We start from the raw sequence: 11,988 nt of genomic DNA, 5'->3' as shown, positions 1-11,988 counted from the left end.
CAAAGATTGTATTTTGAGAATAAATACAATCAAACTGATACGGGAATCATAAAATTAATATACATTGGTAAAGACAATTTAATAAAGAGGATTATATGAAAAAGCTCTTGGCTCTCCTTCCCGCCGCAACTTTAGCATTGACAGGTTGTTTATCATCTTCTGATAATAGCGCTACGGCGGCAGTCCCGGGCCCTCCGACACCGACTCTCCCGACAGGTTTCATTGTAACTCAAATGGGCGAATTTAATTATGCTGCCGATGGAACTTTGGATATTGTTAAAGCGTCTTGCACGGCGTATGCAAATGAGCCTGTATGGAAAACGACGACTCAGCGTGGTTCTATAACAAAGTCCGATGATGATAAGGCGCAAATTGATTTGGGCGATGGTGCTGGTTCAAACGTTTATGCTTTTAAGACTATTGCAGGGGAATCGTTCCCGAATGGAAACTTCTATAAGGCCTCGACTGTGAACAATGCGCTCATCGAAGGCGTTGTGCTCGAAGATCCTTATTACAATGAAGTTATTTATATCAACACGCCGTGTCTCTTCCAGAATTTTGGCGAAATGCAAGAAACGATGTCTCAAATCGCCAAGGTCCCGAAGTCTTCTGTGACGATGGAATGCGATAAGATTAGCATCCAAGGTCTTGAAATGGCTTATGTCTCCCATTCGGAAACATCCATTAATTACACGCTTTCTTATGCGGGCAAGACTTGCACTGTCAAGCATGATTTCCTTTATGCTTATAATAAGGCCGATTGCTCTAAGGCGTTCAAGAATTATCAAGACGAATTTGATAGTGGCGAAACGGATGACTTCTTTAACTTCGAACTTTACGACCAAGATATTCTTGCATCGGCAGAGTGCGTTGATGTGCTGAAGAATTTCCACAACGCAACGGGCCTTGCTAAGAGTGGCGAAACTTCTACGATTAGCGAAAAACAGGTCAAGGATATTCTCCGCGCTGTTGGTTCTAAACTCCGTAGCGGCAACAAATAATCTCCAACAAACAAGTAATGTAAAAAAGCGCTTCGCAATTGCGGAGTGCTTTTTTGTTAGAATGACCATACCATGCCGGTAATTCCTAGGCCCATCATCCCGAGTCCGCCTATAGTAAGTCCAATAGAGGTTCCTGCAACTAAAGCTTTTAAAGGGGAGAATGTGTTTGATGTGTCTATATTCGATGCCATCGAGCGGTCTTCTTTTACGGCATAAACCTGCGGAGGTGTAAGCGACACGGCAAATGTGCTTGTGATCAGTAGCGAGAGGCTTAATACGAGGATTGCCGCAAATTTCATGTGCAGAATATAGTTTTTGCCTGTTTGAAAAGGATGTGTTGTCGAAAAAACACCGAAAATATGGCCAAAATTGCGTGTTTTGGGCTTAGGGGCGTCTGCGAGGCGGTATATTCTAAATAAAAAGATATATATTAGTAAATACCTGTCGATTAAAGAGGGGACATCCACATGGATTTTGATAGCTTATTATCGCACCACAGAGGGAAGGCCTGTGTCGTTTCGGTCGAGTTTTTCCCAGACGGTTCCTATGGGAATATCCGCGTTGTTGCTGGCAACAAGGCGCATTGTGAAGATATCGAAGCCTTGACACATCATCCTTTTGTGCCTGGCTGTCCGTATGAAGCATGTTTCCCGAAAAATCCGAATTTTGAAGAGCATTGCTGCTGCTGTATTCGTGAAAACAGACCGCTTCATGCTTATGTCAATCTCTACATGATGAATCTGTGGCTCAATATGTTCCTGTTGCCGCTGGATTCTGACCAAGAAAATATTGGTTATTGCTTTTATTGTTATGATGTCGCCCCCAAGGCGGATTCTTCTGCAATGGCGGACCTGTCTGCGGAAACGGCCTCTAATGTGTTGAAGTCTTGCATCAAACTGCGTGGCTCGGAAGACGTGAGGAGTGCGTTCCAGGAAGTTGTGGGGGACATTTGCGATATTTGTGGTGCCGACCATTGCTGCATTTTGCTGGTGGATGATGAAAAGCGTAGCTGTACGAACTTTGCGGAATCGCTTCGCGAAGGGAGGGGCTTGTTCCCGATGTCGCGCTACATCAATGACTTTTACAATGTGGCTAAAACGTGGCCGGATACGCTTGCGGGTAGCACGTGTATTATCATAAAAGATGAACGCGATATGGAAAAGCTGCGTGAGCAAAACCCGATTTGGGCAGAATCGCTCAAACAGGCCGGAGTCCATAGTGTGGTGCTTTTCTCGCTCCGGCATGGTAAACAACATCTCGGTTACATGTGGGTCATCAATTTCAATGTTGACGATGTGATGAAGATTAAGGAAACTCTCGAAGTGACGACGTTCTTCCTTGCTTCTGAAATTGCAAGTTATCAGCTTTTGAACAAACTTGAAATTATGAGTACAATAGACTCGTTGACGGGCGTTAAGAACAGAAATGTGATGAACAACCGTGTTGACGAAATTGTCGCAGGTCACGAACCTGTGCCGGTGGCTGTGCTTTTTGCAGATTTGAATGGGCTTAAGCGTGTGAACGACGACCAAGGCCATAGTGCTGGCGATACAATGTTGTGCTCGGCGGCCTCGATTTTGCAGGCAGTATTCCATGATGGCGATGTGTACCGTGCGGGCGGTGATGAATTTATGATTCTTATCCCCGCAATTGAAGAAGACGAATTGCAGAACCGTCTTGCTCGAGTCCATTTCTTGTCGGGGAAAACAGAAGATGTCCGTTTCTCGATAGGCTCTTGTTATGGCAAGAAGGACATTCGCAAGGCAATGCGACTTGCCGATGAGCGCATGTATGCCTTTAAGAATGCGTACTACGAAGCGCACCCTGAATTGAAGTACAGATAAGCAATATTTGTATATTTGTAGGCGATGCTTGCAGCCCTTCTCAAAATGACCCGCCCTGTAAATATCGTAATCGCCGTGATTACGTTGCTTATCGGTTATGAATTGCTTGGGGCGAGTTATCCTTACTTTGTAATGGTTTCGTATGGCGAATCCGAATTTCGCCTTGGATGGGTAGTGCAGGCGCTTGGTTTTGCTTTTGCCATTGGCTTTGCGAATATCCAGAACGACATTCTGGATTTGGAAAGTGACAAGATGAACCGTCCGGAACGTCCGCTTGTAACTGGGAAAGTTTCGGTAAAGGCTGCGCGCAGGGCTTGGATTGCCATGCTTGCGTTGATGTTGTTCTGTGGACTCCTCAATGCTATTTTGCAGAATCTCGGAACAATCGTAATTCAGATTGATAAATTAAATGTTGTCTACAATTCTGATAAAGTTTTGAACGGCTTTGTTGCCGCTATATCTCCACTTTGGTTTTTCGTGCTTCTCGGTGCACTTCTGATTGCTTACAACAGGTGGCTCAAGCATATTCCGCTTATAAAGAATATGACGGTTGCGATTCTCTGCACCACTCCTTTGTTCTTTGCTCTACTGTATTTCTACAGCTTTTTGCACCCGTTTCCCGAGAATTTTGTTTCCGGTATTTTCCCTGCAATTGGTTTTGCTTTCCTGCTGACGTTGGCTCGTGAAATTTATAAGGATTTGGAAGACGAAACCGGCGACCTCAAGGCGGGCATTATGACGTTCCCGCTTATAGCAGGTGCCGCAACTGCAAGACGTCTTGCTGGAGCGATTGTCTTCTTTACTTGGATTTCTCTACCTATCCCGGTGTTCTTCTTGGGCATGCAACCGCTGTTCTTGTATATTACAGCTATAACGCTCACGCCTTGCTTTGCCTATGTGCTTTATCAGGCGCACAAGAAAAATTACAGGCGTGCCCAAACTGCCGTGAAAATCGGGATGTTCTTGGGGTTGATTGCGCTTCTCGCAAGCTTGTAGAATCTTGTGTTTTATTGCGGCACCTTTGATGCCTGCATTTAAAGATTAAGTGAAATTTTGAGCAGTGAATTTCGTATATTTAGAATATGAGACTGCCCCGCGAAACCCGTACTTACGTTGCCATCGACTTGAAGTCGTTTTTTGCGTCTGTGGAGTGCGTACTTCGCGGTCTTGACCCGTTGAAGACGAATCTGGTGGTTGCCGATGCGAGCCGTACGGAGAAGACTATTTGTTTGGCCGTAACGCCGAGCCTTAAGGCGTACGGAATTCCTGGACGAGCACGTTTGTTCGAAGTCAACCAGAAGTTGCGAGAGGTGAAACGCCGAACGGGGGAAGATGTCCAATTTATCATTGCGCCTCCGCAAATGGCGAAGTATGTGGAATATTCTACCCGCATTTATAAAGTTTATTTAAAGTACGTAAGCGAAGAGGATATTCACGTTTACTCGATTGACGAATGTTTTATTGACTTGACGCATTATCTTTCGATGTACAAAAAGTCGGCGCGTGAATTGGCGAAGGACATGATTCGCGATGTGCTTGAAACGACGGGAATTACAGCAACGGCGGGCATCGGGACAAACCTTTACCTTTGCAAAATCGCGATGGATGTGATGGCAAAGCATGTGGCGCCAGATGCAGATGGCGTGCGCATTGCGGAACTTGACGAAATGACATACCGCAAGGAACTTTGGAATCACAGACCGTTGACGAGTTTTTGGCAATTGGGACGTGGAATTGCGGAGCGCTTGGAACATTGCTATTTGAACAATGGCCGTGGTATTTATACGATGGGCGATCTTGCGCGTGCTAGCGTCAAGAAGCCTGATGCGCTGTACAAGATGTTCGGTGTGAATGCGGAAATCCTGATTGACCATGCGTGGGGCTATGAGCCATGCGGCATTGCCGAAATCAAGCGGTACAAATCCAAGACGCACAGCATTGGCGGGGGGCAAGTTCTGAGCTGTGCGTATGAGTGTGCCAAGGCGAAAATTGTCATTCGCGAAATGGTCGAAACTCTTGCGCTCGACCTTGTGGAAAAAGGTCTTGTGACGAACGGGCTTACGCTCCATGTGGGCTATGACCGTGAAAATGTGGATAAAGGAATTTATCATGGCGAAACTGTAGTGGATGGTTATGGACGCACGATTCCAAAACCTGCGCACGGGACTGCACCATTGTTAAATTATACGTCTTCGGTGTCGACGATTGCCGATGCGGTGATGAAACTTGCAGACCGCATCATGAATCCGTTGCTTACGGTAAAGCGCTTGAACTTGACTGCGAATAATGTGTTAAGCGCAACGCAAGAAAGTTATGACCTGTTCACGGATGTGAAAAAAGTAGAACGTGAAAAGAAAATGATGCTTGCGCAAATCGCAATAAAAAAGCGCTTTGGGAAAAATGCAATTTTCAAGGGAATGGATATGCAGGAAGGCGCTACCACCCGCGAACGCAATGAACAAATTGGAGGGCACAAGGCATGAACGATTACAAAGACATTATCGATTTGCCCTACCCGAGGGATGATTGGAATTTCTTGATGAAACACCCACGGATGTCCGTTGCTAACCGGGCGAAAATTTTTAGCCCGTTTGCGGCATTGCGTGGCCATAGTGCCAAAATTGCAGAGACTGCAGAACGTCATTTAGAAGAGAATAGTGACGAAAAAATGTTAGAAAATATGGATTTTTAAGAAATAAAAATCCGACATGCGCATATTTGTGATGCTTGTCGCATGTTCTGACATGAAAAAATAACATTTTTGCATTTTTTCATATATTTTGTAGGGTGGGGCACAAATGAAAAAAAATAATGCAAATCAACAGTCTCGGATCGAAAAGAGCAATGCGATTATTGATTCCATTGCTGATGAATTCGATTGTGTTTGCTATGTGGATTTGACGAAAACTCCAGAAGACGAAGATGTTGAAATTTTCCATGCTAGCCAATTTCTTGTGGCTCGTGTCCCAGCACTTCGTGGAGAATGCAACCTCCGTAAGCGCCTTGTTTTAATCCGTGATAATTTTGTTTGTGATGAAGACCGCGATATTTTTTATAAGAGTACTCTTCGCGATGTCATTGTCCAGAATCTCCAGAAAAATTCGCAGTATGTAGTGCCTTTCAGGTGCCTTTTCGACGGTACGGAAGTCTATTTCCAAATGAGCTTTTTTGCCGACCGCGGGGAACAAGGGCTTAAGGGCTTTGTACTCCGGTTGCGCAATGTGGACCGTGATATCCGTTCCAAGCAACGTTACGAACTCGAACGCCACCTGAACGAGAGCATCGTTATGAAGTTCGGCGAAAAGGTGGAATCCGTTTTTGTATTCAATCCGACAAAGAGCACGTTCAGGACGCTTTACTGCAAAGAAGAACTGAAGGGACTTTTCCCGTTCGAAGGCAAGATGGATGGCGCGAGGGGCCTTGTGGCCATGGATATCATCCACCCTGCTGATCGGGAGATGATGCTGAAAGGTCTAGAGATGGACAACATCATCAGTCGCCTTTCCCGTGAACATAGCTTCCGCTACCTGTTCCGCGACATTGCCCTTGGATATGCCCGCTGGTACGAAGTGCGCGTGATGCGTTTTGATATCGGTGACGATAATGAATTTTTGGTGGGCTTTGTCAATAAAAACGATGAAGTAATTAACACAAAAATCAACGAAAAAGTCAGTGAAGAATTTGCAAACATTGACCTTATCAACTTGGAAGAAAACATAATACAGGTTGTTCGTCGGTCGAAGTATTACAACGATGTCAAGGAAAAGGATATTCTTCCTTTTGAAGTCGGCTTCAAAAATGCGTCTGCATTTGTTCATGAAGAATTTCGTGAACAGTGGAATGAATTTGGGAGTGTCGAAAAATTAAAACGGATTTTTGCGAAAACGGATAGACGAGAAATAGTCTTTAAGCATTTGACAGAAGATGGCTCGTATTTTTGGTGTCGCAACGTATTTCGTGTTCTGGATAGGATTGACGGTGTCCCGGCAATGCTCGTCATGACCGCAGCCGCTGTGGATAGGGACCAGTCCGAAAGGCTGTGCCTGAGTGAAAAACTCGCCCAGCAAAAGAAGGAACTGGAAGTCAACCTCTCGATTATCGATGTGCTTGCTTCAGAATATTCATCGGTTATGTATATCAACCTTTTGACCGATGAAGTGATTCCGTATTCCATGAACGACATGTCGCAGCATTATTACGATGTCATGATAAAATCTGGATCGAAGTACAATGACGCGTATTTGCGATTTGTAAATGACTTTGTTTATGATGCCGATAAAGAAAAAATGCTTGAAGCCGGTGATATCAATAATATCAAGGCTTACCTTAGAAACAATAAGACTTATGTGATTCTTTTCCGTTCGAATTTTGCTGGGCAAGTGCGCTACAGCGAAATGAAGTTCGTGAAGGTTGATGCTGAAACCGAAGAGCCAACCGCCATGGTTGTAGCCTTTGCTGACCGCGACGATGAAGTCAGCGCCCGCTTTGTTTATGATAAGATTATGGCGGAATACGAGGCTGTTCTTCTTTGCGATTTGTCAAATGATTCGGCTCGTGAAATTTTACCATCAAAGGCGGTTGATTTTGGCGATAAAAGGCAACGTAGCACTTGTTCTTATCGCGCCTTTAGAATGGTGCAGCTTGTCGATAGCGAATACAAGGATGAATGGATTCGTCTTGCAAGTCCGCAGTATGTTCAAAGATTGCTTGCCTATGATGATCGCCGTGAATTGATTTTCAAGGCTTCGTGCTTCAGGAATCCATGGTTGAGCTTTATAATGCAGGTAGTGGAACGCAGAAACGGCGTTGCAACTCTTGTCATTATGACGTTTGCAACAATCGATAAAAAGCGTGCCGAAAAAATCCAGTTGAACAAGAAAATTGCGGAACAGAAAGAAGAACTGGAACGCAATATTTCCATTATCGAAGCGCTTTCTGCGGAATACACGTCGGTTTATTACATCGATCTTGAAACGGAAGAAATGACGCCTTATTCCATGAACAAGACAACTGCGAATTCGTTTGGTGAAACGTTTAAACGTAATGTCAAATATTCTACGGCGTACTCTGTTTATGTAGATAAGTTTGTCAGTGGCATTTATAAGAACCGAATGTTGCAGGCCGGTTCTATCAAGAATATCCGTGAGCAACTTTCGACTCGAAAGAGTTTTGAAACCATGTACGTGAACTTCTTGAATCGCTATTGCGAGATGAAATTCGTGAAGGTGGGCGATTCGAACCATCCGAAATTTGCAGCACTTGGTTTTGCCGACAAGGACGATATTTTACGCAAGGAAATTCAACAACAAGCCGTGATTCAGGGCCTTGCCGAAGACTTCGATTTGGTGTGCTATATTGATGCGGTTTCCATGCGAGAAAATGTTTATCGCTGTACGGATCTATTCCCGCGTTTATTCCCGGAGTGGCCGCAAATCAAGGGCTTTAACGAACGCCTTGGCGTAATTGTTGAAAAGTTTGTAAGCAAAGAAGACTACGAACTGTTTTTGAAATCTACTCGTAGAGATGTCATTCTTGAAAATCTCAAAAACAAGAATGCTTATTATGTGAATTTCAAGGCGGATGTCTTTGGACATGTTGAATATTGGCAAATTAAATTTGTGTTGACGGCGACAAATCCGGTGCAAATTGTTGCTGGTTTCCATAGCGTTGACGAAGAAACGCGTAAGCAGAAAAAAGATAAAGAGGCTTTGGAACAAGCGCTCTTGATGGCAAATTCTGCAAGCCGTGCAAAGACGACATTCCTCAACAACATGAGCCATGATATTCGTACGCCGATGAATGCAATTATCGGCTTTACGGGCCTTGCCACAGAACATATCGACAACAAGGAACAGGTGGCTGACTACCTTTCGAAAATCAGCCAATCTTCGGAGCATCTGCTTTCGCTCATCAATGACGTTCTTGATATGAGCCGCATTGAGTCGGGAAAGATGAATATTACGAACCGGTTGGAAAGCCTTTCGGATATTATCCATACCTTAAAGGGAATTGTTCTTTCGGATGTTCGTTCTCGTAAGCAGCAGTTTGTTGTTGAACTTGAAAATGTTCACAACGAAATGATCATGTGCGATAAATTGCGCTTGAATCAGGTCTTGTTGAATGTTGTTTCTAATGCCATCAAGTACACTCCTGAAAAGGGTGCTGTCTCAATGAACATTAAGGAAGTTTCTGCCGAACCGGGCTATGCCATTTATGAATTCTTGGTGAAAGACAATGGTATCGGCATGAATGAAGAATTCTTGAAGCAAATTTTTGCTCCGTTTACTCGCGTTAATTCTTCGACGGTGAGCGGTATTCAGGGAACTGGTCTTGGTATGTCCATCACGAAGAATATCGTGGATATGATGGGCGGGACAATCAATATTAAGAGCCAGGAACAAGTGGGGACTGAAGTCCTCATGACATTCAAGTTCAAACTTGGTGAAGAATCGCCTGTTTCTGTTGCAAGTGAACAATTTGCAGGGCTGCATTGCTTGATTGTAAATGATCGACCGGATATTTGTAAAACTGTAGCCGCTGCGTTAAAGAAGGAAAACTTGCGCTATGATTTGTGCATGTCGGGTGATGAAGCCCTTGCGTGTATCAAAAAATCGCACAAAGCAAACGACGATTATCGCTTATTCTTGATTGACTGGAATATGCCCGAAATGAAGGGAATCCAGATTACGCGACAAATCCGCAAGGTTGTCGGAACGACTGTGCCAATTGTTGTGCTGACATCGTATGATTGGATTGATATTGAAAAGGAAGCGTTTGAAGCGGGCGTGACGTCGTTCTTTGCAAAACCGTTGTTCTTGTCGGATTTGCATTGCATCTTGCAGAAGTTCTGTGGTTCATCGGGTTCGAAGATTGATTTTGAAACGCACTTGAGTGAACCTAAGAAATATGATTTTACTGGCCGAAAGGTGATGCTTGTTGAGGATAATGCGCTCAATCGTGAAATTTCTACGGAAATCCTTGAGGATCGTGGCGTTGAAGTAACTGCAATGGAACGTGGTGACCTTGCTGTAGAAAAGCTCAAGTATTCATCGGTCAAGTATGATGCTATTTTGATGGATGTCCAGATGCCGGGAATTGATGGCTATGAGGCGACGCGTCAAATTCGTGCGATGAAGGATAAGGATATTTCGAACGTGCCAATTATTGCAATGACGGCAAACGCGTTCGATGAAGATAAGCGTGCTGCAATGGATGCGGGAATGAACGATCACGTGGCAAAGCCTGTTGACGTTGAAGTCCTTTGCGCCACCCTCGCAAAATTCTTTAAATAAATCTTTGATATTTTTTTGTTAAAAGCGCGAAAAATGAAAAAAGTGAATGCTTTGTATTTCGTTGTGAGAATAAAGCGTCGGCCAAGGATGGGGTGGGTGCAGGGAGGGGCCCGTGCGGCCTTCGCAACTCCGAGCTGGGGCCCCGCCCGCATGAAGTACAATTTGAAATAAGAAAAGATTTTTAGAAAAAAGATATTTTATCTTTATTCTTGAATCCCATTTTCGAATTGGACCTTAAACCATTTCTCTTCGATGACTTCGTAATCGGAGCCTCCGTTGAAAACATTGGCATTGCCGTAAACTTCGTAACCTTTGCGCATGGAAACTTTGCAGGCGTATTTTTCGGAAAGGAACTTGCAAACATCTGAAACATCTTTTTCGGAGATGTTGTGGCAAATTTCACTGATGTTGCTGGATGTGTCATCGGTGGTGCCGTGGAGACTTACGCTTATACAGTCACTGAACTTTCGGAGCGCGAAATTGTAGCCGTTATACGTAAAAATAAAACTCTCGGCGGCGGCAGAAAGAATATCTGCTTTGCAGAAAATAGAACCTATGACACTGTATTCGTAATCCATTGCAATAAAGATAGTTAATTTAGTTCGAAAGTTTTACTGACGAAACTCTTTTAGATGTCTGAATTGTCAGAATTAGACATTAACTATTTATATATTTGGACTGAGGTGAAATGATGGACATGACTTCTTTGATTATTTCGGCGGTTGCTGTTGTAGCTTTTGCTATTGGTGTTTTGGTGGGGGCTCTTGTGGTGCATAAATTGGGGCGTTCTGCTCATGCAAATCACGAGGCTTTGTTCAATGCGGAACTTTCGGCAATGAAATCTCAATTCGAGGCTGTTTCTGCGCGATTGCTTAAGGAACGCAGTGAGGAATTCAAGGGCGAAAACCGCGAGCACATGGAAACTTTTACGAAGCCTTTGCTCAAAGAACTCGATAATATGCGCGAAATGCTTGGACGTGCAAAAGAAGGGAACGACAAGAATATTGCGGAACTGAATGGCGCTATCAAAACGATGGTCGAACAATCGCGCAAACTCGGAATGGATGCGGAAAATCTTGCCGATGCCCTCAAGAATCGAGGCAAAGTGCAGGGAGACTGGGGCGAAGTAGTGCTTTCGAATATTTTGAGCGATAGCGGCCTGCGCGAAAATTTGGAATACTTTACGCAGAAAAGCTACACGGATGAAAACGGTCATGAATTACGCCCAGATGTTATTGTGAAATGTTCGGATGGCTCTAACGTGATTGTCGATTCGAAAGTCTCACTTACAGCTTATACGGATTATGTTTCTGCAGAAAATGACGAAGCGCGAGAAATCGCGTGCAAGGAAAATTTGGCAAGCATCGTAAAACATGTCGATGAACTTGCAGATAAGAATTACCCGAAGGTCGTACCGCATGCGGTTCCGTATGTGCTTATGTTTGTGCCGAATGAAGGTAGCTACATCTTGGCGGTGAATAAGGATCCGGCCATTGCACAAAAGGCTTATCGTAAGGGCGTGTTGATTATCAATCCGACGAATTTGATGCTTGCGTTGAATCTCATTTTGCTGACATGGCAGAATACGCGCCAAGAAGAAAATTGCGTGAATATTATGAAAACGGCCGAAGGACTTTATGAAAAATTCTGCGGCTTTACGGATAACTTTGTGAAGATGGGACGCCAGCTGAATGTGGTGCAAACGACTTATGCCGATGCGCTTGGACAATTGAAAGATGGCAAGGGAAATATCCTTAGCCGTTTTGAAACCATGAAACAGCTTGGGATTGCAAGCACAAAGACGGTCAACGAAAAGTTAAAGTAGAAAAAACTATTATTGTGTAGAATAGA

At 44.2% G+C, this 11,988-nt stretch carries 8 protein-coding genes; 7 read left to right on the top strand and 1 reads right to left on the bottom strand.

Annotation, left to right across the window (positions count from 1 at the left end; translation table 11 throughout):
• Positions 1-95: 95 nt before the first annotated feature.
• The 6 genes from BUA34_RS11085 (at position 96) to BUA34_RS11055 (ending at position 10,137) form a co-directional block, all read left to right on the top strand.
• The gene (locus BUA34_RS11085) at positions 96-1,001 is read left to right on the top strand and encodes a hypothetical protein (RefSeq protein WP_072829550.1); all 906 of its coding nucleotides are present in this window, start codon (positions 96-98) and stop codon (positions 999-1,001) included.
• A 467-nt stretch (positions 1,002-1,468) separates the two neighbouring features.
• On the top strand, positions 1,469-2,845 hold the full coding sequence (locus tag BUA34_RS11075) for a diguanylate cyclase domain-containing protein (RefSeq protein WP_072829535.1): 1,377 nt from the start codon (positions 1,469-1,471) through the stop codon (positions 2,843-2,845).
• A 45-nt stretch (positions 2,846-2,890) separates the two neighbouring features.
• Positions 2,891-3,841: a UbiA family prenyltransferase gene (locus BUA34_RS11070; protein WP_254794438.1), complete on the top strand. Its 951-nt coding sequence runs from the start codon at positions 2,891-2,893 to the stop codon at positions 3,839-3,841.
• 86 nt (positions 3,842-3,927) lie between these two features.
• Positions 3,928-5,328, top strand: a complete 1,401-nt coding sequence (locus tag BUA34_RS11065) for a Y-family DNA polymerase (RefSeq protein ID WP_072829533.1) — start codon at positions 3,928-3,930, stop codon at positions 5,326-5,328.
• Positions 5,325-5,537: a Rho GTPase-activating protein gene (locus tag BUA34_RS11060; protein ID WP_072829531.1), complete on the top strand. Its 213-nt coding sequence runs from the start codon at positions 5,325-5,327 to the stop codon at positions 5,535-5,537. Before BUA34_RS11065 ends, BUA34_RS11060 begins: the two co-directional genes overlap by 4 nt.
• 106 nt (positions 5,538-5,643) lie before the next feature.
• Positions 5,644-10,137 (top strand): ATP-binding response regulator, encoded by a 4,494-nt coding sequence (locus tag BUA34_RS11055; RefSeq protein ID WP_072829529.1) that lies wholly within the window; start codon positions 5,644-5,646, stop codon positions 10,135-10,137.
• Positions 10,138-10,340: 203 nt separating this feature from the next.
• Here BUA34_RS11055 and BUA34_RS11050 read toward each other — a convergent pair whose 3' ends face one another.
• Positions 10,341-10,715, bottom strand: a complete 375-nt coding sequence (locus tag BUA34_RS11050) for a hypothetical protein (protein ID WP_072829527.1) — start codon at positions 10,713-10,715, stop codon at positions 10,341-10,343.
• A gap of 110 nt (positions 10,716-10,825) precedes the next feature.
• On the opposite strand from BUA34_RS11050, the gene BUA34_RS11045 reads away from it, so the two are divergent.
• Positions 10,826-11,962, top strand: coding sequence for a DNA recombination protein RmuC (locus BUA34_RS11045; protein WP_072829525.1), 1,137 nt, complete (start codon positions 10,826-10,828; stop codon positions 11,960-11,962).
• Positions 11,963-11,988: the final 26 nt, after the last annotated feature.

It is taken from the genome of Fibrobacter sp. UWB12, assembly GCF_900142485.1.
Lineage (GTDB): Bacteria > Fibrobacterota > Fibrobacteria > Fibrobacterales > Fibrobacteraceae > Fibrobacter.
This window is presented reverse-complemented; position numbering and strand designations above follow the sequence as displayed.

What these genes read in the sequence shown, in the direction of transcription:
- BUA34_RS11085 (WP_072829550.1), top strand. Translation starts at nt 96, where the DNA reads ATGAAAAAGCTCTTGGCTCTCCTTCCCGCCGCAACTTTAGCATTGACA.
- BUA34_RS11075 (WP_072829535.1), top strand. Translation starts at nt 1,469, where the DNA reads ATGGATTTTGATAGCTTATTATCGCACCACAGAGGGAAGGCCTGTGTC.
- BUA34_RS11070 (WP_254794438.1), top strand. Translation starts at nt 2,891, where the DNA reads ATGACCCGCCCTGTAAATATCGTAATCGCCGTGATTACGTTGCTTATC.
- BUA34_RS11065 (WP_072829533.1), top strand. Translation starts at nt 3,928, where the DNA reads ATGAGACTGCCCCGCGAAACCCGTACTTACGTTGCCATCGACTTGAAG.
- BUA34_RS11060 (WP_072829531.1), top strand. Translation starts at nt 5,325, where the DNA reads ATGAACGATTACAAAGACATTATCGATTTGCCCTACCCGAGGGATGAT.
- BUA34_RS11055 (WP_072829529.1), top strand. Translation starts at nt 5,644, where the DNA reads ATGAAAAAAAATAATGCAAATCAACAGTCTCGGATCGAAAAGAGCAAT.
- BUA34_RS11050 (WP_072829527.1), bottom strand. Translation starts at nt 10,715, where the DNA reads ATGGATTACGAATACAGTGTCATAGGTTCTATTTTCTGCAAAGCAGAT.
- BUA34_RS11045 (WP_072829525.1), top strand. Translation starts at nt 10,826, where the DNA reads ATGATGGACATGACTTCTTTGATTATTTCGGCGGTTGCTGTTGTAGCT.